The 24,376-nt window shown below is 67.0% G+C and carries 22 protein-coding genes; 10 read left to right on the forward strand and 12 right to left on the reverse strand.

Annotated features, from left to right (window positions below):
- Positions 1 to 2,414 (reverse strand): transglutaminase family protein (locus tag CRM90_RS27030; protein ID WP_102809970.1); only part of this gene is annotated, 2,414 nt, incomplete at its 3' end.
- Positions 2,415 to 2,496: 82 nt separating this feature from the next.
- Between CRM90_RS27030 and CRM90_RS30570 the strand changes: the two genes are divergently transcribed.
- Complete coding sequence (locus CRM90_RS30570; protein ID WP_158249069.1) at positions 2,497 to 2,649, forward strand: hypothetical protein; 153 nt, start codon at positions 2,497 to 2,499, stop codon at positions 2,647 to 2,649.
- 388 nt (positions 2,650 to 3,037) lie between these two features.
- Here the strand turns inward: CRM90_RS30570 and CRM90_RS27040 are convergent, their stop codons facing one another.
- Positions 3,038 to 3,964 carry a DUF389 domain-containing protein gene (locus tag CRM90_RS27040; protein ID WP_102809972.1) on the reverse strand — a complete coding sequence of 309 codons (927 nt, stop codon included), beginning with the start codon at positions 3,962 to 3,964 and terminating at the stop codon, positions 3,038 to 3,040.
- 41 nt (positions 3,965 to 4,005) lie between these two features.
- Here CRM90_RS27040 and CRM90_RS27045 point away from each other — a divergent pair, with 41 nt between their 5' ends.
- Entirely contained in the window at positions 4,006 to 4,308 is a 303-nt protein-coding gene (locus CRM90_RS27045; RefSeq protein ID WP_102809973.1) for a hypothetical protein, read from the forward strand.
- A 9-nt stretch (positions 4,309 to 4,317) separates the two neighbouring features.
- Here CRM90_RS27045 and CRM90_RS27050 read toward each other — a convergent pair whose 3' ends face one another.
- From CRM90_RS27050 to CRM90_RS27065, 4 genes are all read right to left on the reverse strand, one after another.
- Positions 4,318 to 7,218 (reverse strand): MMPL/RND family transporter, encoded by a 2,901-nt coding sequence (locus CRM90_RS27050; RefSeq protein WP_102809974.1) that lies wholly within the window; start codon positions 7,216 to 7,218, stop codon positions 4,318 to 4,320.
- Positions 7,215 to 7,643: an MmpS family transport accessory protein gene (locus tag CRM90_RS27055; protein WP_036345506.1), complete on the reverse strand. Its 429-nt coding sequence runs from the start codon at positions 7,641 to 7,643 to the stop codon at positions 7,215 to 7,217. The genes CRM90_RS27050 and CRM90_RS27055 overlap by 4 nt, the downstream gene beginning before the upstream one ends.
- A gap of 273 nt (positions 7,644 to 7,916) precedes the next feature.
- On the reverse strand, positions 7,917 to 9,257 hold the full coding sequence (locus CRM90_RS27060) for a condensation domain-containing protein (RefSeq protein ID WP_102809976.1): 1,341 nt from the start codon (positions 9,255 to 9,257) through the stop codon (positions 7,917 to 7,919).
- A 17-nt stretch (positions 9,258 to 9,274) separates the two neighbouring features.
- A complete protein-coding gene (locus CRM90_RS27065) occupies positions 9,275 to 9,766 on the reverse strand; it encodes a winged helix-turn-helix transcriptional regulator (RefSeq protein ID WP_102809977.1) in 492 nt (163 codons plus the stop codon).
- A gap of 94 nt (positions 9,767 to 9,860) precedes the next feature.
- Between CRM90_RS27065 and CRM90_RS27070 the strand changes: the two genes are divergently transcribed.
- Positions 9,861 to 11,045 (forward strand): thiolase family protein, encoded by a 1,185-nt coding sequence (locus CRM90_RS27070; protein ID WP_102809978.1) that lies wholly within the window; start codon positions 9,861 to 9,863, stop codon positions 11,043 to 11,045.
- Between the two features lies 1 nt (position 11,046).
- On the forward strand, positions 11,047 to 11,553 hold the full coding sequence (locus tag CRM90_RS27075) for a DUF302 domain-containing protein (RefSeq protein ID WP_102809979.1): 507 nt from the start codon (positions 11,047 to 11,049) through the stop codon (positions 11,551 to 11,553).
- Between the two features lie 526 nt (positions 11,554 to 12,079).
- Here CRM90_RS27075 and CRM90_RS27080 read toward each other — a convergent pair.
- Entirely contained in the window at positions 12,080 to 12,511 is a 432-nt protein-coding gene (locus CRM90_RS27080; protein ID WP_102809980.1) for a nitroreductase family deazaflavin-dependent oxidoreductase, read from the reverse strand.
- Positions 12,508 to 14,286 carry an aspartate--tRNA ligase gene (gene aspS, locus CRM90_RS27085; protein ID WP_102809981.1) on the reverse strand — a complete coding sequence of 593 codons (1,779 nt, stop codon included), beginning with the start codon at positions 14,284 to 14,286 and terminating at the stop codon, positions 12,508 to 12,510. The genes CRM90_RS27080 and aspS overlap by 4 nt, the downstream gene beginning before the upstream one ends.
- A gap of 124 nt (positions 14,287 to 14,410) precedes the next feature.
- Here aspS and CRM90_RS27090 point away from each other — a divergent pair, with 124 nt between their 5' ends.
- Entirely contained in the window at positions 14,411 to 14,899 is a 489-nt protein-coding gene (locus CRM90_RS27090; protein ID WP_102809989.1) for an SRPBCC family protein, read from the forward strand.
- On the opposite strand, the gene CRM90_RS27095 is transcribed toward CRM90_RS27090, so the two are convergent.
- Complete coding sequence (locus CRM90_RS27095) at positions 14,896 to 16,374, reverse strand: carboxylesterase/lipase family protein (RefSeq protein ID WP_102809990.1); 1,479 nt, start codon at positions 16,372 to 16,374, stop codon at positions 14,896 to 14,898. The two genes, CRM90_RS27090 and CRM90_RS27095, sit on opposite strands and share 4 nt — an antisense overlap.
- 66 nt (positions 16,375 to 16,440) lie before the next feature.
- Between CRM90_RS27095 and ypfJ the strand changes: the two genes are divergently transcribed.
- Positions 16,441 to 17,319 carry a KPN_02809 family neutral zinc metallopeptidase gene (gene ypfJ, locus CRM90_RS27100; protein WP_102809991.1) on the forward strand — a complete coding sequence of 293 codons (879 nt, stop codon included), beginning with the start codon at positions 16,441 to 16,443 and terminating at the stop codon, positions 17,317 to 17,319.
- Here the strand turns inward: ypfJ and CRM90_RS27105 are convergent.
- Both CRM90_RS27105 and CRM90_RS27110 read right to left on the reverse strand, forming a co-directional pair.
- Positions 17,297 to 17,974 (reverse strand): DUF427 domain-containing protein, encoded by a 678-nt coding sequence (locus tag CRM90_RS27105; RefSeq protein WP_102809982.1) that lies wholly within the window; start codon positions 17,972 to 17,974, stop codon positions 17,297 to 17,299. The two genes, ypfJ and CRM90_RS27105, sit on opposite strands and share 23 nt — an antisense overlap.
- A 7-nt stretch (positions 17,975 to 17,981) precedes the next feature.
- Positions 17,982 to 18,872, reverse strand: a complete 891-nt coding sequence (locus tag CRM90_RS27110; protein WP_102809983.1) for an acyl-CoA thioesterase — start codon at positions 18,870 to 18,872, stop codon at positions 17,982 to 17,984.
- A 75-nt stretch (positions 18,873 to 18,947) separates the two neighbouring features.
- On the opposite strand from CRM90_RS27110, the gene CRM90_RS27115 reads away from it, so the two are divergent.
- The 4 genes from CRM90_RS27115 (at position 18,948) to CRM90_RS27130 (ending at position 23,290) form a co-directional block, all read left to right on the forward strand.
- Positions 18,948 to 19,568 (forward strand): TetR/AcrR family transcriptional regulator, encoded by a 621-nt coding sequence (locus CRM90_RS27115; RefSeq protein ID WP_102809984.1) that lies wholly within the window; start codon positions 18,948 to 18,950, stop codon positions 19,566 to 19,568.
- Positions 19,569 to 19,674: 106 nt separating this feature from the next.
- Complete coding sequence (locus CRM90_RS27120) at positions 19,675 to 20,904, forward strand: amidohydrolase family protein (protein ID WP_102809985.1); 1,230 nt, start codon at positions 19,675 to 19,677, stop codon at positions 20,902 to 20,904.
- Positions 20,901 to 22,034, forward strand: coding sequence for an acyl-CoA dehydrogenase family protein (locus CRM90_RS27125; RefSeq protein ID WP_102809986.1), 1,134 nt, complete (start codon positions 20,901 to 20,903; stop codon positions 22,032 to 22,034). Before CRM90_RS27120 ends, CRM90_RS27125 begins: the two co-directional genes overlap by 4 nt.
- Positions 22,031 to 23,290, forward strand: coding sequence for an acyl-CoA dehydrogenase family protein (locus CRM90_RS27130; protein WP_102809987.1), 1,260 nt, complete (start codon positions 22,031 to 22,033; stop codon positions 23,288 to 23,290). The genes CRM90_RS27125 and CRM90_RS27130 overlap by 4 nt, the downstream gene beginning before the upstream one ends.
- Here CRM90_RS27130 and CRM90_RS27135 read toward each other — a convergent pair.
- Positions 23,287 to 24,303 carry an Rv2578c family radical SAM protein gene (locus tag CRM90_RS27135; protein WP_102809988.1) on the reverse strand — a complete coding sequence of 339 codons (1,017 nt, stop codon included), beginning with the start codon at positions 24,301 to 24,303 and terminating at the stop codon, positions 23,287 to 23,289. The two genes, CRM90_RS27130 and CRM90_RS27135, sit on opposite strands and share 4 nt — an antisense overlap.
- Positions 24,304 to 24,376 lie beyond the last annotated feature (73 nt).

Genomic DNA, 24,376 nt, shown 5'->3' on the forward strand with positions numbered 1-24,376 from the left:
GGAGCGACGCTTGCGGAGCGACCATGATCGGGAGCGACGCTTGCGGAGCGACCATCGGGCGAGGACGCGTCCTCCGCGGTCAGCCGGGCGATCTCGGCGAAGGCGATCTCGAGTTCGTAGAGCGCTTCGGAGCGGCCCTCGTCGACCCGGGGCGCCTGCGACGTGGTCCCGATGAACCGGCCGGCGAACAGATACGACAGCGCCGGGTGACGCTGCCAATAGGTCAACAGCGACACCAGCAGGTCGGGTCTGCGCAGCAGCGGCGAGTCGGCCGGTGTGATGCCGCCCAGCGTGATGTGGTTGCCGCCGCCGGTTCCGCCGTGCGTTCCGTCGACGTCGAACGACTCGGTCGACAGCCGGGCCAGCCGGGCCTCGTCGTACAGGGTGCGCAGCTGTTCACGCTGCTCGGCAAAGCTGGCGGCGGGCGTGACATTGACCTCGATGACACCGGGATCCGGCGTGATCGACATGGATTGCAGCCGCCCGTCGGGCGGCGGCCCGTAGCCCTCGACGACCACCTCGCAGCCGATCTTCGCGGCGGCCGCTTCCACCCTGGCTATCAGGTCGACGAAGTGTTCCAGCTCCTCGGTGGGCGGGATGAAGATGTAGAGCAGGCCGTCACGAACCTCGGCGACCATCGCGGTGGTGGGTGCGGTGGTCGAATCCTCCACGGCGGCGTCGGCGGTTCCGGGATCGACCGGAAGCGCTCGCACGCCGCTGGCGATCGGGTCGGCCGGCGCCGATGGCCGGGGCGGCGCCCAACTGATCGAGTCCAGCGGTAGGCGTAGACCGGCCGGCGAGTCCCCCTCGAGCAGCACCACCCGGCCCCGTCGCAGCCGCCAGTCGGCACTGGCCCAGCCTGCGTCGTCCTCGCGGCGATGCAACGGCAGCACGTAGGCGGCCGGTTCGGTGACCGGATCTTCCAGGCGGGCCAGCAGCGCCGCCCGCGCGGCTGCGGTGTCGGTCTCGAGATCGTCGCCGGGTTCGACGGGGTCGCCGGCGGGCAGCCGAGCTGCGTGCGCCAAGCGGGTCAGCGGATCCTCGAACGCCGCGCGCACCTGGGTGGCAGGTAGTCCCAGGTCGCCGGCGATCGCCGACAGGATCTGTTGGGCCGCTTCGGGGTCGACGTCTTCGTGGGCGCCCCACGGGTCGGCCAGCAGTGCGGCGTCAGCCCACAGCGGCTCGCCGTCGCGGCGCCAGTGGATACCGATCTGCCAGCGCGGCAACGGTTCTCCCGGATACCACTTGCCCTGGCTGCGCTGCACCAGGCCACCGGGAGCCCATACCGCCTTGAGCCGCGCGGCGAGCACCGAGGCCCGCTCCCGTTTGTGCGGGCCGTCGGCGGCGGTGATCCACTCCTCGTCGACCTGGTTGTCCACCGAGACGAAGGTCGGCTCGCCGCCGACGGTCAGCCGGACATCGGCATCGGCCAGTCGCTCGTCTATGCGGGCACCGAGTTGGTTGATCGCGGCCCAGGCGGCTTCGGTGTAGGGCAGCGTGACACGCGGATCCTCATGCACGCGGGTGACGATGTTCGCGAACTCCAGGGTGGCCTCCGCGATGCCGGTGGTACCGGTGATCGGCGCCGCCGACGACGGATGGGGTGTGGCGGCCAGCGGAATATGGCCTTCCCCGGCGAACAGACCGGAGGTGGGGTCCAGCCCGATCCAGCCTGCGCCGGGAACGTACACCTCGGTCCAGGCGTGCAGGTCGGTGAAATCGGCGGCCGGCCCGGACGGACCGTCGAGCGCTTCGACGTCGGAGGTCAGCTGCACCAGATAGCCGGACACGAATCGGGCCGCCAAGCCCAATCCCCGAAGGATCGACACCAAAAGCCACGCGGAGTCGCGGCAGGATCCGATCCCGGTGCGCAGGGTGTGATCCGGGGTCTGCACCCCGGCCTCCATCCGCACGCTGTATCCGACGTCGCCGTTGACCGCGCGGTTGAGCGCCACCAGGAAGTCGATGGTCCGGGTGCCGGGCGCGACGACGAAATCCCGCACCCACGACCCCACCAGGTCACCGGGCCCCGATCCCTCGTCGCCCTCGTCGACCGGGCGCAGGTAGGGCTCCAGGTCGTCTTTGAGCGCCTTCGGGTAGACGAACGGGAAGGTTTCCGCGTAGTCCTCGATGAAGAAGTCGAACGGGTTGATGACCTTGAGGTCGGCGATCAGCCCGACCTTGATGGTGAGTTTCCGTGTCCGCGTGGGAAACACGAGCCGGGCCAGGAAGTTACCGAAGGCGTCCTGCTGCCAGTTGATGAAATGGTCGGCAGGCTCGACCTCCAGCGAGTAGGCCTCAATGGGCGTGCGTGAGTGCGGTGCGGGCCGCAGCCTGACGACATGGGGGTGCACCTCCACCAATCGGTCGAAGGTGTAGGTGGTGCGGTGCTCGAGCGCCACTTTGATGCCCATAGGCCGCTAATCCCATCACAAGACCCTCGACAACGCATGGCGCGGTGCGACGGCCCGACCTTCTCAGCTACGCCGTCCGCCGTTGGGAAGCAGGGTCGAGGGCGCCCGGCTGGGCCGGATGGGGAAGGCGGGCTGCTCGCTGGGAGTGGTGGATGTCGCCGTCGGGCTGGTTGTTGTCTCCGTCTCCGTCTCCGTCTCCGCCTCCGTCGCCGTCTGCGTCGGCGCCGCTGTCTGAGTCGTGGTCGGCGTGTACGTCAGAGTCGGTGTGTATGTGGGAATCGGCGTCGGTGCGATCGTCGGAACGGGTTCTGGGGTCGGCGGCGGAGCCGGTGGCGGAACCGTCGTCGGCGCGGCCGCAGCAGAACTCGGCGTCTCGATGGCAGGTCCGGGGGCCGTCCCAGGCTCGATCCAGGGGGCGTTCGTGCTACTCGGATCGGGCGAGCCGCGGCCGACATCGGGAGGAGTCGGCACGTGGAGCAGCGTTGCGGCCGCGAGACCCGCGACCACGGCGGCAAAGACCGTCATCGCGATTCCGCGAGCCGATACGTGGTCCTTCAGACTTGCGATGTTGATCATCCACCCCACAGGCGCTAGACACTAGTCGGTCTTCGGTCCCGCCACGGTCAGCCCGTACCGTGGCGGCGCGTCTCGTGCCGGCGGCGCGTGGCCAGCACCAGCACTCCGGCCAGGGTGATGCCCACCAGGTTGATCGCAAGTTGCGCAGCGGATTCGACGGCGACATCCCATTCTCCGACCGACGCGGCCACGACCGCAAAACCCGCGGCCGGCACGGTGGTCACGGAGATGAACACTCCCACCAAGGCCGCGGACTTGGCCGACACCAGCGACAGCATGCCTGCCGCACCGGCCAGCAGCGCGACGACGAACGACAGCGGGCCGACCTGAAAGATGAAGTCGACGTCGGTGAGTTGCCGGGTGCTGCCCAGCTTTATCCAGCCCAGCGCCTCGCCGCCCAGCACGAACGCCGCCGTGGCGGCCATGGCGACGGGGAATCCGACCAGCAGCGCGAGTGACGCCCGGCGGGCCAGGTCCAGCCTGCGGCGCACCAGCGCCACCGCCAGGGCGGCCAGCGGGCCGAACTCCGGGCCGACCACCATGGCGCCGACCACCGTCACGGGAGAGTCGGTGACCACGCCGACCGCTGCGATCATGCACGCCAGGCACAGGAACAACAGGAAGGTGATGTTGAGGGTCGACTCCTCGCGGGTGCGGGCCGACAGCTCCTCCCAGACGATCGCGTCACCCGGGTCGCCGTCGGCCTGTTTCTCGGCCCGGTAGGCCGCGGTGGACACCACCGTGTCCACCAGATCGAGGGTGATGGCGCCGCGGTGGTGCAAGTCCAGAGCCTTGAGGTCGTCGATGACGTCATTGGCGCATTCCCGTGCAATGTCGGCGGAGATCTCATCACCCAGCGGGTCCAGCGCCGCCCCCTGATGCACCACCAGGTGCGTCACCCCGACCTGCCGCTGCAGGACAGCCAACACGTCGCCACGGAGCTCGACCGGCGCGATCACCCGCAGATGCAGCACAACCGCGAGACTACTTCCCCAGGGGTGCAAGAATCTTCGTTGTGGATCGGCCCAAGCCGCGCTGGATACCCGCCCGTCTGTGGCCCTGGCTCAGCAACCGCTGGGTTCAGGCCGTGCTGGTGATCGCGCTGTTCGCCGTCCTGGGCGTGGTCTTCATGTTGACCTCGGACCGCAAGGACACCGCCTACTGGGCCGGCTACGCCGACGGGCAGCGATGGGTCGACGCCGGCGGCTACCAGGCGCACGAGGAGTCGATCGCGGCGTACTGCGCGGGCCAAGCCGCCCACCACGCCGCCAATTACCAGCGCGGCTGCGTGGACGGCGCCCACAACGCCATGCACTAAACCCGTTGGCTACTGCTTGGATTGGGCCGGGATCGGCTCGGTATTCGCCGCCCTGGTCGCCGGGGTGGGCCACGGGCTCGGCACCGGACGTGGCCGCACCCGCTGCGGCCACCAGAACCACCGGCCCAACAGGGCGGCGATCGACGGCGTCATGAACGACCGGATCACCAGCGTGTCGACCAGCAGGCCCATGCCAATGGTCGTGCCGACCTGCGCGATGACCGTCAGCTCGCTGAAGGCCATGGCCGCCATCGTCACCGCGAACACCAGGCCGGCGGAGGTGACCACCGAACCGCTGCCGCCCATCGCGCGGATAATGCCCGTCTTGAGCCCGGCCGGGATCTCCTCCTTGAGGCGCGCCACCAGCAGCAGGTTGTAGTCGGAACCGACCGCGAGCAGGATGACGATCGCCATCACCATCACCATCCAGTGCAGCGGACGGCCGATCAGGTCCTGCCAGATCAACACCGACAGACCGAATGACGTGCCCAGCGACAACGCCACCGTGCCCACGATCACCGCGGCGGCCACCACGGCCCGGGTGATGATCAGCATGATGATGAAGATCAGACACAGGGCTGCCAACCCGGCGATCATCAAGTCGTAGTCGGCGCTGTCCTGCATGTCCTTGAAGCTGGCCGCCGTGCCGGCGAGATAGATCTTGGAGCCCTCCAGCGGGGTGCCCTTGATCGCCTCGAACGCCGCGTTCTTGATCGGGTCGATATGACTGAGACCCTCCGGCGACATCGGATCACCCTCGTGAGAGATGATGAATCGCACCGCTTTTCCGTCCGGTGACAAGAACATCTTCATCCCGCGCTTGAAGTCCGGATTGTCGAACGCCTCCGGCGGGAGGTAGAACGAGTCGTCGTTCTTGGCCTCGTCGAAAGCCTTGCCCATCGCGCTCTGGTTGTCCTGCATGGCCGCGATCTGGTCCTGCTGACCGGACTGTGTGCTCTGCAGAGTCAGCTGCATGGTCCGCATTGAGCGCATCGTGTCGATCATCGGCGGCATCAGCGTGCGCATCTGGGCCGTCAACAGGTCCAGCTTGTGCAGATCCGGTACCAGGACCTGGAAGTCGTCGGTCATGGTGTCGATGCCGTCGAGGGTGTCGAACACCGACCGGATCGAGTTGCACACCGGGATGTCAAAGCAGTGCGGTTCCCAGTAGAAGTAGTTGCGGAGCGGCCGGAAGAAGTCGTCGAAGTCGGCGATGTGGTTGCGCAGCGTCTGGATGTCGGCCAGCGTCAGGTCCATCTTGCCGACCATGCTGTGGGTGACGGCGTTGAGCTGCCCGAGCAGGTCGTACATCTTCGTCATCTGGTTGATGGAGACGTTCATGTCGTCGCCCATCTTCAGCATGTCCTTCATCCGGTCCTGCATGTAGGACTGGTTCAGCGTCTGCGTGGTGCCCTGCATACCCAGCAGGAACGGGATCGAGCTGTGTTCGATCGGGGTGCCCAATGGCCTGGTGATGGTCTGCACCCGTCCGATGCCCGGCGTGTGGAAGATGGCCTTCGCCACCCGATCGATCACCAGGAAGTCGGCGGAGTTGCGCAGGTCGTGGTCGCTCTGCAGCATCAGGAGTTCGGGGCTCAGCCGCGCCTCCGGGAAGTGCCGCTCGGCGGCGGCGAACCCCTCACTGGCCGGAATGTCGGCAGGCAGGTAGTGCCGGTCGTTGTAGTCGGTTCGGTAGCCGGGCAGCGCAAGCAGCCCGATCAGGCAGACGAAAGTCGTCGCCACCAGGATCGGTCCGGGCCAGCGGACCACCGCGGTGCCGATGCGCCGCCAAAAACGTTCACGGGACGCCGCTTTGGGCTCCAGCAGGCCGAAGCGGCTGGACGCGGTAACCACGGCGGGGCCGAGCGTCATCGCGGCGGCAACAACCACCACCATGCCGACGAACAGCGGAACGCCCATCGACTGGAACATCGGGCTGCGGGTGAAGTGCAGACAGAACAACGCACCGGCGATCGTCATCCCGGACCCGACGATTACGTGCCCGGTGCCGTGATACATCTCGTAATACGCCGACTCTTTGTCGGCACCCTTGCTACGTGCCTCCTGATATCGACCGAACAGGAAGATCACGTAGTCGGTACCGGCCGCGATCGCGACCATCACGAGCAGGTTGACCGCGAACGTCGACAGCCCGATCAGGTGGTGATAGCCCAGGAACGCCACCACACCGCGGGCCGCCGCCAGTTCGAGGAACACCATCACCAGGGCGATCAGCACCGTGACGATCGAGCGGTAGACCACCAGCAGCATCACGGTTATCACGCCGAACGTCAGACCGGTGATGATCTTGAGGCTGCGGTCACCGGCGATGTGGGTGTCGTTGATCAGCGCCGACGATCCGGCGACGTAGGCCTTGATCCCGGGCGGTGCGGGCACGCTCTCGACGATCGACTTGACGGCCTCGACCGACTCATTGGCCAGACCTTCGCCCATGTTGCCGGCCAGATAGGCCTGCACATAGGCGGATTTTCCGTCGGCGCTCTGCGATCCGGCGGCGGTCAGCGGATCGCTCCAGAAGTCCTGAATGTGCTCGACGTGGGTCTTGTCGGCCTCGAGCTTCTTGACGATCTCGTTGTAGTACTGGTGCGCAGCATCGCCGAGCGGCTGGTCGCTTTCCAGCACGATCATCACCGAGGTGTTCGACTTGAACTCCTGGAATGTGTGGCCGATCGTGCTCATCGCGACAGAGGACGGCGCGTCCATTGCCGTCATCGGCACCGACTGCTGCTGGCCCACGACCTCGATCTGCGGCACGACGATGTTGGTGACGACGGTCAGCGCCAGCCAGCCCAGGATGATCGGGACGGACAGCCAGCGCACCCACTGCGCGATGTGCGGCCGTCTCCCCGGTTCCGCTTGCGGCTTTTCGTCTTTGTTCAGCAGGATCATGCGGACTTGACCAGGCAGAAGGTCTGCGCGTTCACACCGGTGTTGGTCTTCTCGTCCTTGAGCTCGCCGTTGACGATAATTCGGCAACCGATCGTGTCACTGTCGCCCTGGGCGACGATGTTGGCCGATGCGGCGGGCGCGGTGGTTGTCAGGGTCAGCGACCACGGCAGGGTGACATCCCGCGCGATCTGCGGCTGGGCGTCCAGGTCGAGGTAGTTGATGGTGGCGACGGCTCCGGGCGGGCCGTAGATCTCGTACACCACGGTCTTCGGGTTGAATGGTTTGGTGTCATTGGCCAGGCCGCTACCGGGCCGGGTCGTCTCGGTCTTTCCGAACACCCCGTGCAGGCGGAAAACACCGAACGCGGCAATGGCGATCACCAGAACGATCACGATCGGCAGCCATATCTTGCGCAGGAGCTGCACAGGTCCACGACGCTTGGTGCGGTGGCCTGCAGGTTGAGCCTGCTGCTTCTCCGGGCCGGCCGGAGCGTCGTCGGTTGGCGCGCCCGAGGCCGCGTAGGTCTGGCTTTCCAGCGTCACGACCGGACCCCCTTCTGGCCTCGCAGATCAGCCTGTCGTTTCACCGCGGCCACATTTAGCACCGCTACATAGTAGGACTAACGGATCTCGTCAGCATAACCCGTGTGATCAGCCTCATGGGTCACCAGAGTTTCTGACAGGTGTCACACGATCCGGTTATTCGATGGTGGCGGCGAGCCCGAATTCGTCAAGGACGTGCCGGACCGAGGCCGCCACCAGGTCTTTGCTGTTCGGGCCGCCGGGACGCCACGCCGCAACCGAGAGCGAAACCTCACCGTTGATCTGACCCGACGCCAGGAACAGGGTGCCGCCGAGCCGATCGAGAATGTCCGCGGTGATGCGCGACTCGAACTGACGCAGGACGATGTGGTCGGCGTCGGTGCCGTCGGGCCGGTTCACCGCCGGGTCCAGCTTCCCCAGATTGGAACAGCCGATCGGTGCGCCCGCGCCGAGCGCCATCCCCTCCAGCCGACGGGCCAACCCGGGCGGGATCAGCGGCGCCAGCGCCACCGGACCCAGCAGCTCAAAACGGCTCTCTGACAGCGCGGCGAGGTTCTTCTTCAGTTCGGCGCGCACATCTCGCAGGGTCTGGGTGACGTTGGCGGGGTCGATGCTCACCGTCATCCCGGTCAAGGCGTTGGCTCGGGTGTCACCCTCGGTGCGTTCGCTTACCGGGAACTGCAGCCGGACCCGTCCGTTGTCGTCCACTCGACCGAAGGTCTGCCCGAGCTTTGCAGCGATCGCGGCGAACAACGAATTGCTGGTTCCACCAAGACTTTCCATGCGATACCGCCACTGCTCGTCGTCGATGAAGGCTGCTATCGACGGCACGCTGACCAACTCGGCACCGTCGAGCTTGACCATCCGCGGCCCGGACCGCCCAGCCGAAGAGGTCATCTCCGCGCTGTTGTTCTTGGCCAACCGCACCGCGGCGACGACCGCCTTGGCAAAATCGGGAACCGCGCGCAGGATCTCGGCGGTGTCCTCGCGCAGCGCCCGCCCGCGGGTACGCGAGTTCGGCTCGGGATAACCCAGCTCCCACGTCTCACCACTGGCGGCCTGCCTGATCGCCAAAGTCAGACCGAGCCCGTCGCAGATCGAATGCGAGGCGATCAGGGTGACCACTGCCCCGCCCTCGGTGAACGGCTGAACGGCCAGCCGCCAGGACGGTCCGCCCTCGGGATCGATCGGGACGCGAATCTGCTCGTCGAGCCACTCCAGCGCCTCGGCGCGTGGGCGGGCGGCGGCCGCGACGTCGATGTCAGCCGGGCCGGTCCAGGCCACCCAGTGGTCGCGGCCGAACGGCAGCGGCGAGCGCTCGATGCGGCGCCCCAACAGGCCGCGGCCGAGGTTATGGTGGAAGCGACGCAGCCCGTCGAGGTCGACCGGGCGCTCGTAGATCCAGGCGTACTGGGCCAGCGGTCCGCGACCGAGCGCCCGCAGTCCGAGGAATGAACCTTGATCGATGTACGCCAGCGTGGAATCCACACCGGCCATCGTAGGCGGGGGCGGTGTCACCGCGGCTTAGGCGCGGCGCCTTTGCTTTTGAGCTCCACACCCAGTTCGTCGGGCGGCACGAGATGCCCTTGTGAGCACCGGATTTCGACGGTCGCGTCGGCGCCACAGTCCAGGTGGGTCAGCCGAAGCCGGGTGTCCTGGGCAAGATGGCGCCGCCCCCATTCGAACATCGCAAACACCACCGGCAGCAGTTCGGTGCCGGCGTCGGTGAGCACATACTCGTCGCGCACCCGCTGCCCCGGCTCGCGGTAGGGCCGCCTGGTCAGCAGGCCGGCGTCGACGAGTTCGGTCAGCCGTGCCGACGTGGCGGCTTTGGTGATACCCACCCGCCGGGCGAAATCGTCGAATCGGGTGGTGCCGTAATAGGCCTCCCGGAGGATCAGCATCGCCGACTTGGTTCCGATGACCGCCATGGTCTTCTCGATCGGGCATTTCCCGACCGCCGACCAGGTGTCGCGGTCGACCAGGGGGCCCTGCAGCAGTGTCACGTAAGTCACTCCATTTCTGAGTTGTTTTCACTATACCTAGGTGTTATAGCTGGGTATAGAGAGCAGTACTCAGCGAGGAGTTCAGGAGGACAACATGGCCGGTTACTCAGGGCGCGACGCCGTCATCGTGGGAGCGGTCCGCACGCCGATCGGCAAGGGCAAGCCCGGCGGCGCGTTGCACGGCGTGCTTCCCGCCGATCTGCTGGCGCACAGCCTCGCCGAGCTGGTCGCGCGCACCGGTGTCGACCCGGCCGAGATCGACGACGTCATCGCGGGCGCGGTGACTCAGGCCGGTGACCAGGCGGTCAACATCGCCCGAAACGCGCTGCTGGGGGCCGGCTTCCCGGAGTCGGTGCCGGGGACCACCATCGACCGGCAGTGCGGTTCGAGCCAGCAGGCGATCTCGTTCGCCGCGCAAGGCGTCATCGCGGGCGCCTACGACGTGGTGATCGCCGGCGGCGTGGAGTCGATGAGCCGGGTACCGATGGGGTCGTCGGTGCTGCCGGGCAGCGACCCGTTCGGCACCAGGTTCGCCGCGCGCTATTCGGACGGCCTGGTGCCGCAGGGCATCAGCGCCGAGCTGATCGCCGCGCGCTGGGGGCTCTCACGCGCCGAACTCGATGAGTTCTCCGCCGCCAGCCACGAGAAGGCGGCCCAAGCCACCAAGGACGGGCTGTTCGACACCGAGCTGGCGCCGATCGCGGGCCTGCAGACCGACGAGATCATCCGTCCGGGAACGACGGTCGAGACGCTGGCCGGACTGAAGCCGGCGTTCTACAACGAGGCGTATGCCGCGCGTTTCCCGCAGATCAACTGGGAGATCACGCCGGGCAACTCCTCACCGCTGTCCGACGGCAGTGCCGCGGTGTTGATCACCTCATCGGAGGTGGCGCGCAAGCACGGCTGGACGCCGCTGGCGCGCATCCACACCACCACCGTGGTGGGCTCGGATCCGCTGTACATGTTGACCGGCGTCATCCCCGCGACGGAGAAGGTGCTGACCAAGGCGGGTCTGACATTGGCCGACATCGACCTCTTCGAGGTGAACGAGGCGTTCGCCCCGGTGGTGTTGAGCTGGGCCCGCGACACCGGAGCCGACTTGGGGAAGACCAACGTCAACGGCGGCGCGATAGCGATCGGCCACCCGCTGGGTGCCAGCGGCGCGCGGATCATGACCACGCTGGTCAACGCGCTCGAACAGCGCGGCGGGCGCTACGGCCTGCAGACCATGTGTGAGGGCGGCGGCATGGCCAACGCCACGATCATCGAGCGGCTCTGACATGGCGACCGAGACCCAGTTCGACGGGGTCCGGGTGCGCTACGACAGCGCCAAGAGTTACGACGACCTGGTTGCCGCGCTGCTCGCCGACATCGGCGAGCAGCCGGTGCCGATCGGCGACATCGGAGCCGCCGGCGGTGATTGGCCGTCGTATCGGGAGCGGGTCGAAAAGTACGTCGGGCCAAGCGGATTCATGCTGTTCGCACTGCTCGACCATGGTGCCTGGATCACCAAAGCCGGCATCGCACGCAGGGTGTTGCGGGTCATCCTCGGCAACCCGTTGATCGCGATCACCATGCTTCGCCATGACGTGACGGCGGGCTTGTTCGCCCCGGTCGAGTTGCTGATCCTCGACGAGGACGCCGGCAGCAGCCTGACCTACATCAAGCCGTCGTCATTGATGGTCGTCGAGCCGAATCCGGAGCTGCTCAGCGCCGCCGAGGTGCTCGACAACAAGTTGGCGGACTTGGCCGCGAAGGTTACGTGCGAAAGCCCTACTGACCGCTGAACCCCGGTTCGATGCGGATGGCGGGCCCGCCGGCTATGTCGGTCGGTTCGCCGTGGATCGACGACGCCGTTTCCACAGCAGCGCCAGGACTACGACAACCGCCGCCGAAGCCGCGACACCCTGCCACGGTGTCTGTTTGCCGCTGCGGGTCGACACATGCGCTGAAACCTCGCCTTCCGGTCGACCCAGTCGAGCGGCACGGGACTCCTGGCTCGACGAAGCGATCGGCTGCCCGCCGCCATCGTGGGGCGCACCGCGGAGGCCATCGCCACCCTGCACCGGCGGCGCCGAATCATCGCCGGCCGGAGGCCATGGATACGCCCAATTGCTATGAGCGGCTGCTTCCTCGGCTGCTTCTGATTCGGCCTGCCGCTGCTGCCGTTCCTGCGGATCCGGTCCCACTTCGCCCTCCTCCGTCTGTGCCGCGTCTGATCGCGACCCCGGGCACGACCGACCACCGACAGTGGATTACCCCGACGACCGCCGCCTATACATCAGTCGCGCAATCGCCGATGTACTCACGCGATCAGGCGCGGGTGAGCTCGAACAGCGGGATGACCCGGCTGGTCTTGGACTGATATTCGCCGAACCCGGGCGCCTCGGCCACGACCTTCGGGTAGGCCTCGTCGCGCTCCTCGCGCGAGAATTCACGCGCGACCACGTCATGGGCATCGGTGCCGATCTCGATGTGCGCCCGCGGGTTGGCGCGCAGGTTGTGCACCCAGTCCGGGTTGGTGTCGGCGCCCGCCTTCGAGCCGATGATGATCAGCTTCCCGTCGACATGGAAGTAGGCCAGCGGAGCCAGCCGCGGCTCGCCGGACTTCGCACCGGTGGTGTGCAGCAGCAGCAGCGGGCGGCCTTCGAACGGTCCGCCGACGACTCCGGCGTTGGCCCGGAATTCCTCGACGATGTTCTTGTTGAAGTCGTTCAGCGACGCAAAGTCAGGGGTTTCGGTCATGGCTTGTCCAGCTTCTCCGGCTTGAAATCTATTCCGGATTCCTTGCGCTGTTGGGCGGTGATCGGTGCAGGCGCATCGGTCAGCGGGTCGACGCCACCGCCGGACTTCGGGAACGCGATCACCTCGCGGATCGAATCGACGCCGGCCAGCAGCGCCACGATACGGTCCCAGCCGAACGCGATGCCGCCGTGGGGCGGGGCGCCAAAGGTGAACGCGTCCAACAGGAATCCGAACTTCTCCCGGGCTTCGTCGTGATCGATGCCCATCATCGCGAACACCCGCTCCTGCACGTCGCGGCGGTGGATACGGATCGACCCGCCGCCGATCTCGTTGCCGTTGCAGACGATGTCGTAAGCGTTGGCCAGCGCCGAGCCCGGATCGGTGTCGAAGGTCGCCTCCGACTCCGGCATCGGTGAGGTGAAAGCGTGGTGCACCGCGGTCCAGTTGCCCGACCCCACCGCAACGTCGCCGGCTGCCGTCGCGTCGTCGGCCGGTTCGAACAGCGGCCACTTCACGATCCAGGTGAACGCCCACGCGTTCGGATCAATGAGGTCGAGGCGCTTGGCGATCTCGATGCGCGTCGCCCCGAGCAGGGCACGCGCACCCTTGGGGGTCCCCGCCGCGAAGAACACACAGTCACCCGGTGCGGCCCCGACGTGAGCGGCCAACCCCGCGCGTTCGGTCTCGGACAGGTTCTTGGCGACCGGGCCGCTCAGCTCGCCGTCCGCACCGAACAGGACGTACGCCAAGCCCTTGTGCCCGCGCTGTTTGGCGAACTCCTGCCAGCCGTCCAGCGTGCGGCGCGGCTGCGACGCACCGCCGGCCATGACCACGGCACCGACGTAGGGCGCCTGGAACACCCGGAAGGGCGTGTCCTTGAAGTACTCGGTGCACTCGACGAGTTCGACGGCGAACCGCAGATCCGGCTTGTCGGTACCGAAGCGGCCCATCGCCTCGTCGTAACACATCCGCGGGATCGGCGTCGGAAGGTCGTAGCCGATCGTCGACCACACGGCGCGCAGCACTTCTTCGGAGACCGCGATGACGTCGTCGGCGTCGACGAAGCTCATCTCCATGTCGAGCTGGGTGAACTCCGGCTGGCGGTCGGCGCGGAAATCCTCATCGCGATAGCACCGCGCGATCTGGTAGTAGCGCTCCATGCCCGCGACCATCAGCAGCTGCTTGAACAACTGCGGGCTCTGCGGCAGCGCGTAGAACGAACCGGGCTGCAACCGGGCCGGCACCAGGAAGTCGCGCGCCCCCTCCGGTGTCGACCGGGTCAGCGTCGGGGTTTCGATCTCGACGAAGTCGTGGGCGGACAGCACCGAGCGCGCGGCCGCATTCACCTTGGAGCGCAACCGGATTGCGTCGCCGGGACCGCCGTGCCTGCGCATGTCGAGGTAGCGGTATTTGAGCCGGGCTTCCTCGCCCGGCTGCTCGTCGAGCTGGAAGGGCAGCGGGGCGCTCTCCCCCAGCACCGTCAGCGCGGTCGCATTGACTTCGATCTCGCCGGTGGGGATTTCGGCGTTGGCGTTGCCCTCGGGGCGGATGCCCACCACGCCCTCGACGGCGACGCAGAACTCGGCGCGTAGCCGGTGCGCCTGCGCGAGCACGTCGGCGTCGTGGAACACCACCTGCGAGACCCCCGACGCGTCACGCAGATCGATGAAGATGACGCCGCCGTGGTCGCGCCGGGTGGACACCCAGCCGGCCAGCGTGACCGTCTGTCCGGCGTCGGAGGCCCGCAACGAACCGGCGGCGTGACTGCGCAGCACTGAAACTCCTGAAAATCGAGAGACTGATGGAAAGAAATCGAGGGTTCAGTCTATGAGGTGCGCCCGACCGGACATACATCACCTCGATGTATGGTCTCCCACGGAGGTAGCCCCGATGACCACGATGTATCCCTGCGAGCGCGTCGATCTGACGTTCATTCGCGACGCGAAGTTCCGCTTCTCCAACAGCGTGGACCTCGTCATCACACCCGAGCAGCTGTTCGAGGTCCTCTCCGACGCCGACTCGTGGCCGCAGTGGGCCAAGGTCATCACCGGGGTCACCTGGACCAGCCCCAAGCCGTACGGCATCGGCACCACCCGCACAGTGAACATGCTCGGCGGGCTGGTCGGCGACGAGGAGTTCCTGGCCTGGGAGCCCAACACCTATCTGGCGTTTCGGTTCAACACCTGCTCGAACAAGGTGGTGGCCGCCTTCGCCGAGGAGTACCGCGTGCAGGAAACCCCGGGCGGCTGCCGGCTGACCTGGACGGTGGCGCAGAAAGCAAACGGCCCGGCCCGGTTCGGGCTGATCCTGGGCGGACCGCTGATGAACCTGTCGTTCCGGTGGTTCCTGGCCAATCTGCGCCGCTACACCGACAAGCGATTCCACTAGTACAGCCCGGCCCAGGCCTGTCTGCGCAGCGCGTCGGGGTCGTCGACGGAGACGTCGCGGGCCGACCGGATGACGCGGGTGGCCCGTCGCGCGGAGTCGTAACGGGGCCAGTCTTCCAATTCGCCGTGGGTGGCGAAGTTCAGCCAGGTGCGCTGCATCCGGCGCCCCACCGCGGGTTGCACGCGACGGCCGAGCGGATGGATTTTGCGGCCCAGATATGAGCCGTAGCTGTGCTGGATGTGCACGATCTCGCTGCCGTGGGTGGCGCCGAGCCCGAGCATCCGCAGGGTCCACGTGGTGTGGTCGAACCGGTACACGTGGGTGGTGGCGTGCGAGCTGTAGGCGTCGGCGAAGGCCCACGTGGGCGCGCCGAACATGACGTCGGATCCGACGGCGATCTGCGCCCTTCGGCGCGGATAGTCCGGATAACCGGCCAGCACCCGGGTCCGGGCGTCCGGCGCGACCCGGTCGAAGTAGGCGTCGATCCCGTCGGCGGTGGTCGGCAGCATCGGCGGCTTGGACCACGCGAACATCGACGCCTCATGGCTGTTGGTCCCGACGATGAGCGGCACCGGATTGACCTCACCGGCGCGCGCCGCGTCGATCGGATGCCGGGGCAACAGCTCCACGCCGTAGGTGAGCCCGTAGGCCAGCGTCGGGGTGGCCTCGGCGCTGCGGCGCTGCATCTCCCCCGCTGCGCGACGCAGCACCCGCTGCGGCAGCACCGGGAACGCGGCGGGATCGGCGCCGACGAGGTCGACGAATTCGTGGGCGCGCTCGGCCCGGGTAGCCCGGTCGGCGATGAGCGGCAGCGCCGGACTCTGCGCGATCGCACGGGCGAACAACCCCTCGCCGGCCGGGGAGGCCAACAGTGCCAGCACCGACGTCGCACCGGCCGACTCGCCGAAGATCGTCACCCGGCGCGGGTCTCCGCCGAAGGCGGCGATGTTGTCCTGCACCCAGCGCAGCGCCGCGATCTGGTCACGCAGGCAGAGGTTGTCGGCGAATCCGGCGCCGAGGTCGCCGAGTTCGAAGCCGCCGAACACCCCGAGCCGATAGGTCACGTTGACCACCACGACGTCGCCGTTGGCGGCCAGCCGGGACCCGTTGTAGAGCTGCAGCTGCCCCGCGCCGTAGACGAAGGCGCCGCCGGGGATCCACACCATGACGGGCAACGGGGTCGTTGTTTCGGGGGCCCAGATCGTCAATGTCAGGCAGGCCTCGTCGCGGATCTTCGGGTCGTCGCGGCCACCGCCGACGAACGAGCGACCCTGTGGCGGCACGGGCCCGTGCTCGACGGCGTCACGCACCCCGGCCCACGGTTGCACGGGGGCGGGCGCACGAAAACGGCGCTCCCCGATGGGTTGTTGGGCATAGGGAATGCCGCGCCAGACGCGCACACCGCTTTCGGTGGTTCCGCGCAACGCACCCAGGGTGGTGTGAGCGACGGTCGACGGATCCGCGACGACGGTCACGACGAAATCGTAGTGTGGCAAGGTGAACGCGGTGGGTAGCCGCACCTCAAGTACCGGGGAGTGCTGATGACCTTTAACGAGGGAATGCAGATCGACACCAGCACCACCTCGACCGGTGGCGGCGGCGGTCGGGGCATCGCGATCGGCGGTGGTCTCGGCGGCCTGGTGGTGGTGCTGCTCGCGGTGTTCCTCGGTATCGATCCCAGCCAGGTCACCACTCCGCAGCAGACCCTGCCGCCCGGTGCCGAGCAGTCGGGTTACGACCTGAGCAAGTGCAAGACGGGCGCCGATGCCAACCAGTACGTCGAATGCCGCGTGGTCGCCACCGGCAACTCCGTCGACGGCGTGTGGAGCGACCTGCTCAAGGGCTACACCCGGCCGAGGATGATGCTGTTCAAGAACCAGGTGCAGACCGGGTGCGGCCCCGCGACCAGCGATGTCGGGCCGTTCTACTGCCCGGTGGACAAGACCGCGTACTTCGACACCGACTTTTTCGACGTCCTCAAGACCCGATTCGGTTCCAGCGGTGGACCATTGGCGCAGGAGTACGTGGTGGCCCATGAGTACGGCCACCACGTACAGGACCTGCTCGGCGTGCTCGGCCGCGCCCAGCAGGGAGCGCAGGGCGCCACCGGCGGCAGTGTGCGCACCGAGTTACAGGCGGACTGCTACGCCGGCGTGTGGGCGCACTACGCGGCCATCACCAAGCAGCCCGGCACCGATGTCACCTATCTGGAACCGTTGACCGACAAGGACATCGCCGACGCGCTGTCGGCCGCGGCCTCGGTCGGCGACGACCGCATCCAGAAGCAGGCCACCGGGCGGGTCAATCCCGAACAGTGGACCCACGGTTCATCGGCCGAACGACAGAAGTGGTTCACCACCGGCTATCAGACCGGTGACCCTAAACAGTGCGATACGTTCAAGGCCGGCGATCTGGGCTAGGCAGTTCGGCGCTGACCTCGGCCCGCTCGCCGTCGAAGCTGAAATAGCCTGCAATCGGTCGGGTTTCGGGCAGCGGTTCGTCGTAGCTCCACGCGACGTCGTCGATGTCACCGGCGGCCCAGTAGGTCGCATACCCCTTGTAGTTGCAGTAACTCGACGTGTCCGTTCGCCGCAGCAGACCGGTGCGCACATGCTCCGGGGCAACGTAAAGCCGTGGTGCCAGTGCGGTTTCGAACACGATCACAGTGTCGTCGGTGTCCACCAGCACCTCGCCGGCGACCAGCACCCGTAGCCGCCGCCGCGTGGGCCGACAGTCCACCCGGTGGTACGGGTTGGGCGGATAGTGCACCAACGGTCGACCCTCCTCCACCCAGGTGTCGACGGCGTCCCACGGCACCCGCACATAGCCGGGCGCCTCGGGCTCGGGTTCGGTTGGCAGATCGGCTGTTTCACCCATGGGGAAGGCGTAGCTCAGCGGCGCTCCGGCGCGGTGGACCAGCAGCGCGTTCTCGGTGTCGATGACGCTCTGCCCGTCGCGCACCGCCTGCACCCGCCGTGGGTGCGGTTCGACGTACACGATCGGAGTGGCCACCGGCGCGGAGAACCAGCCGGCCCGGTCCGGACCGAGCGGGCCGCGTCCGGCGACCAGACTCATCGGGGTGCTAGATCCGGGCTTCGGCGGCGATCGCGTTGTCGGTGGTCCGCAGCGGCCGGATCAACGCGTCCTGGGTGAAGGACGCGATCAGCTCACCGTCCTCGGTGTGCACCGCGCCGCGGATGTAGGACATGCCGGCACCGACCTGGGTGCTCTCGTGGGTGTAGAGCAGCCAGCCGGTCCAGCTGACCGGCTCGTGGAAGCTGACCGTGACCGTCATCGGTGCGGTCGACACCGTGAAATGCGACTGGGCGGTGCCGATGCCGTCGTGGGCGCGCATGGTCGTCGAGATACCGAGGTGCCCGGTGAAGTAGGCGATCAGCGCCTTGGCCAGATCGTCGCGCGACGGAATCGGGTCATAATGCAGCCAGGCGTAGACCTCCGGCGGTCCGACCTCGTCAGGGCTGTTGATGTCGATGACGTCGACGAGCTTGACTTGCCTTCCGCCCATGGGCATTTCGCACACGTTGGCCTCAGCCGGCCCGGCGACCTTGGGGCGCGGCAGGTGGTGGCGGATCACGTCGGGGGTGGGCACATCGGCCAGCACAGTGAACGTCATGCACCGCTTGTCGTTCTGCGACGCGGTGACGATCGCCGAGGCCGTCGAGCGACCCTCGGAGACGACGTCGATGTCGAGGATGACCGGCGGCCCGACCAGGACCGCCCGGGCGAAGACACTGTGCACGGAGCGTATCGACTTGCCGCCGAAGCGTTTTGCGGCGGCAACGATCACCTGCGCGAGCACCTGGGTGCCCTCGACGACCTGCCGTTCGTCGGCGTCTGCGATACCGGTCGGGGCGATGTAGCGATCCTGACCGTCAGCCTCGACGTCGAACAATTCGAGCAGCCGCGCCACTGTCCACGGGTTCGCAGCGGCTTCCCCGGAATTCGCAGTCATGTGTTCCTCACCTTGTCGCATTCCAAGACGGTAACGTCATTCTCGTCACTGTAACCCGACCGATAAGCTGACCCGATGGCCAAGGCCAACGAACGAACGCCCGAGGCGGTGCGCGCCGATCCGGACTCCCGGGAGGGCCGGTTCATGCGCTCAGCGCTGTCGATCCTGGCCGAAACGGGCCGCACCGACTTCACCGTCCTCGAGGTCGTCGAGCGCTCAAAGACGTCATTGCGGTCGTTCTACCAGCACTTTTCCACCAAGGACGAGCTGCTGCTGGCGTTGATCGACACGATCATGGCCGAGTCGACCAAGCACTGGCGCACCGAGACCGACGCACTGCCGGCCGCCGAGGCGATGCGCGTGCTGATCGACCGCATCTGCACCCCTGCCGAATCCACCAAGCAGGACAGCATCAACCGCGGGCTGACCTACTACAACGATCACCTCGCCGAGTCGCTGCCGCGGGAGTACGCCCGAGTGCTGTCGCCGCTACACGAACTAATCGGCGAAATCCTGAACCGCGGCATCGATGAGGGCAGCTTCCGGCCCGGCCTCGAAGTCGAGACCACCGCGGCGTTGATCATGCAGGCGGTGCTCGGAGCCATGCGGCTGCGAAGCCTGGGCGCCGAACTCAACGGGGTGCCCATCGACGGCGAGCACATCTACGAATTCTGTGTCCGCGGCCTGCTGCCCTGACTCGTCTTCGCTGCTAGAACACTGTTTTCAACCAGTCTGTCGGCCCGCGTACCGTCGTGGTAACGTCATTACCGTTATCGACCAATCAGACTCTCTGGAGGCGGACATGCCCTCGCGCGAGCTTCCCTATCCCGTATTCGACGCCGACAATCACTTTTACGAGCCGAAGGAAGCGCTGACGCAATTCCTGCCGGACAGCCGCAAGGGCGTCATCGACTACATCGACGTTCACGGGCGCACCAAGATCGTGGTGCGCAACACGATCAGTGACTACATCCCCAACCCGACCTTCGAGGTCGTCGCCCGCCCCGGCGCGCAGGAGGAGTACTTCCGGCACGGCAGCGGAGGCAAGAGCTACCGCGAGGTCATGGGCAAGCCGATGAAGGCCATCCCCGCCTTCCGCAACCCCGAGGCGCGTCTCGAGGTGCTCGACGGTCTGGGCCTGGACTACACGATCATGTTCCCGACGCTGGCCAGCCTGGTCGAGGAGCGGCTCAAAGACGATCCCGAGCTGATCCTCGACATCGTTCACGCGCTGAATCAGTGGATGTATGAGACCTGGCAGTTCAACTACGAGGGCCGGATCTTCTCCACCCCGGTCATCAACTTGAGCATCGTCGACCGAGCGCTCGAGGAACTCGAATGGTGCATCGAGCGCGGCGCCAAGACCGTCCTGGTCCGCCCGGCCCCCGTCGCGGGTTTCCGCGGGTCCCGCTCGATGGGCCTGCCCGAGTTCGATCCGTTCTGGGACGCCTGCGTCAAGGCCGGCATCCCGGTGTGTATGCACGCCTCCGACAGCGGCTATGCCGAGTACCTCAACGACTGGGAGCCCGCCGACGAGTTCCTGCCGTTCAAGCCGACGTCGTTCCGGATGGTCGCGATGGGCAAGCGCCCCATCGAGGACACCATGGCCGCGCTGGTGTGCCACGGCGCGCTGACCCGCAACCCGGACCTGCGCATCCTGTCGATCGAGAACGGCGCGTCCTGGGTGCCGTACCTGTTCTACCAATTCAAAGACGTGTATTCGAAGATGCCGCAGGAATTCCCCGAAGATCCGATCCAGGCATTCCGGCGCGGGGTGTACGTGGCTCCGTTCTGGGAGGACGATTTCAAGAAGATGTCGGAGCTGTGCGGTGTCGACCGCATCATCTTCGGTTCGGACTGGCCACATCCCGAAGGACTTGCCGACCCGATCAACCTCGTCGACGACCTGCAAGCTCAGGGCCTTGATGAGGAGGAGCAGCGAAAGGTGATGGGCGGCAACCTGGTCGACCTGTTCAAGGTGCCCAACATGTCGGTCCACAAGCCCGACGTACCTGCGCTCGTCATCGCATGACAGACGTCGCCAATCCCGAACAGATGTTGTTTGCGTCGACGACGCAGGCCTTCCTGGAAAAAGAGGCCTCTCTGACCCGGGTGCGGGAACTGCACGCCTCGGACACCTCGTTCGACGGGCAATGGTGGCAGCGGGCGGCCGAACTCGGTTGGGCCAGCCTGCTGGTCCCCGAAGATCTTGGCGGCGGCAGTGTTTCGGGCGACGGCGTGGCCGACCTGGCCCTGGTGGCCGAACAGATCGGCCACAGCGTGGCGCCCGGCCCACTGCATCCGGTCAGCGTCGTACTGGCGGGTCTGGTCGAGGCGCCGGAGGGCCACGGCGACACCATCGACGGGCTGGTCTCCGGTGAACTGGTGGCGTCGTGGGCGGTCTACGAACCCGGCCTGCCGCTGCTCCCACTGCAGCCCGGTGTCACCGCGACACGCACCGAATCCGGCTACCGCATCGACGGAGTGAAGGACCGTGTCGAGGCAGGCACCGACGCCGGCGTATTCCTCGTGGTCGCCGATCTCGACGGCAGCCCCCGGCAGTTCCTGGTCCCCGCCGACCGCACCGAAATCACCGAGCAACGGTCCGTGGACATGGTGAAGCGTTATGCCCGTGTGCAATTCGACGGTGTCGAGATCGACGACTCCGCCGTGGTCGGCGACGCCGCACAGACGCCGGCGATCATCGAGCGACAGCGGCAGGTCGCGTTGATGCTGCAGTGCGCCGAGATCGTCGGCATTCTGGACACAGTGCTGGCGATGACGACGCAGTGGATGTTCGATCGCCACAGTTTCGGCAGGCCGCTGGCGTCCTATCAGGCGCTCAAGCATCGGCTCGCCGACATGAAGATGTGGTACGAAGCGTGCCGGGCGACGACGACGGGGGCGGTGGCCGCGGTGTCGCAGCGCTCGGATGACGCCGCCCTACTGGTCAGCGTGGCCAAAGCCTATGTGGCCGAACGAGCCCCGGTGATGCTGCAGGATTGCGTGCAGTTGCACGGCGGCATCGGCGTCACCTGGGAACATGACCTGCACCTGTTTCTGCGCCGCACCGCGTTGTACCGCGCGCTGTACGGCTCGCCGGAGGAGCACCACCGCGCGGTGTACGCGTTGAGCGCCGACCGGAAGGAAGCTTCGGCATGACCGAAACCGCGATCTCCACAGCCACCGAATCGGTCGCCGATTTCGCCGCCCGAGCGCGCGCCTGGCTGGCCGAGAACATGCCCACCATCGATCCCGACCATCCGCCCTTCTCGGTACGCGCCGAGCAAGCATCCTGGGATCACGCCAAGGACCTCCAGAAGCGGTTGTATGCGGGCGGTTTCGCCGGCATCTGCTTTCCCCGCGAATACGGCGGCCTTGGGCTGGGTCACGCGTACCAGAAGGCGTTCGACGCCGAGTGCCGCGGCTACGAGATGCCGCTGATCCTCAATGTGCCGACGTTCACGATCTGCGCGGCCACCATCCTGGACATGGGGACCGAAGCCCAGAAACGCGAACGTATTTCGGCGGCGATCCGCGGTGACGAGATCCTGTGCCAGCTGCTGAGCGAACCCAGCGGCGGCTCCGATCTGGCCGGCGTGATCACTCGTGCCGATCGCCATGGCGACACCTGGGTCGTCAACGGCGCCAAGACCTGGAGCACCAGCGCATTCGCCGCCGACTACGGCCTGATGCTGGCCCGGACCGACTGGACGGTGCCCAAACACGAGGGCCTGACCATGTTCCTGGTCCCGCTGAACTCCCCCGGCATCACGATGCGCCGGATCAAAGAGGTCAACGGTAACGAGGAATTCTGCGAAGAGTTCTTCGACGGCTTGGTGTTGAGCGACGACGCCGTGGTCGGCGAGGTCAACAAGGGCTGGGAAGTGGCCTCCCGCCAGCTGTTTCATGAACGCCGGGCGGTAGGCGGCGGATCAGAGTTCGCCAGCGGCATCGGCGCGGAGAACGCCAGCGAAATGCCGCCCGACCACGTCGGCCTGATCGAGCGCACCGGGCAGGCTGACAACCCGGCCGCTCAAGAGCGCGCCGGGCGAGCGCTGGTCCGCCGGATGGTCAAGGAGCAGCTGATCGACCATGTCGGGCAAGGCATCGGTAACGGAACGCTACCGCCCAACGCCGGCACACTGATTCGCCTCTTCCACGCCGAGACCACCGAACTCGAGGTCGACACCGCGCTGGCGCTCGCCGGCACCGCCGGTGTCATCGACGAAGGCGGGGAGTCCTCCGACCTGGCCGAAATCGGGGTGCGGTATCTGTCGCGGCAGACCGGCTCACTGGGCGGCGGAAGCAGCGAGATGGCTCGCAACGTGATCGCCGAACGCATCCTCGGGTTCCCCCGAGAACTGGCCGCTGACAAGGGTGTGCCGTTCAATCAGGTCAAGCGCGGCCGGACCTAGAACAGCGTCGGCTGCGGTTCGGGCGGGGCGATCGGTTCGGGCGGGGTGACCGGAGTGAACAACCGTCGATCACCGCCGAGCTTGTACTTGGCGACCAGCGGTGCAGCCCGCTGCCGCAACATGTCTCGGTAGTCGGCAGGTAGATAAGCCCCGCGCCGGTACAGCTGACGGTACGGCGCGACGAGGTCGGGATGCGAGCGCGCGAGCCAGCTCATGAACACGCCGCGCGTCGAGCTGCGCAGGTGCAGACCGAACACCGTCACGCCGGTGGCACCGGCGGCAGCGATCTGGGCCAGCAGGCTGTCGAGGTGCTCGGCCGAGTCCGTCAGATACGGCAGCACGGGCGCGACCATCACGTGGCAGTCCAGCCCGGCATCACGCACAGCGGCTATCAGTCCGAGCCGCGCCTGCGGAGACGGTGTTCCCGGTTCGACATCGCGATGCAGATCGGGGTCGCCGACGGCCAGTGAGATCGCCACCGACACCGGAACCCGTTGCGCCACATCCGCTATCAGGTCCAGATCGCGACGCAGCAGGGTCCCCTTGGTCAAGATCGACATCGGCGTGCCCGAGTCCGCTAGCGCGCCGATGACGCCGGGCATCAGCGCGTAGCGCCCCTCGGCCCGCTGATACGGATCGGTGTTGGTGCCCAACGCCACGGTCTCCCGGCGCCAGGACCGCCGGCCCAATTCCCGCCGCAGCACCTCGACGAGGTTGGTCTTCACCACGATCTCGCGGTCGAAGTCGTCGCCGGGACCGAGCTCGAGGTACTCGTGCGTGGGCCGGGCGAAGCAGTATCGGCAGGCGTGTGCGCAGCCGCGGTAGCCGTTGACCGTGTACGTGAACGGCAACATCGAGGCGGCCGGAATCTTGTTCAGCGCCGACTTGCACAGCACCTCATGGAAGGTGATGCCCTCGAATTGCGGCGTCCGGACGCTGCGCACGAACCCGATGCGCTGAAGACCGGGCAGCGCGCCGTCGTCGACCGCTATCCCCTGGCCGCTCCACCGCATCGCTCTATTCGAACGCACGTGGCGCTCCTAGTGTTCTAGTGGGCGCTTTTTGCTGTTCAGAGGCTATTTTCGG

It is taken from the genome of Mycobacterium sp. ENV421 (genome assembly GCF_002887815.1).
GTDB lineage: Bacteria > Actinomycetota > Actinomycetes > Mycobacteriales > Mycobacteriaceae > Mycobacterium.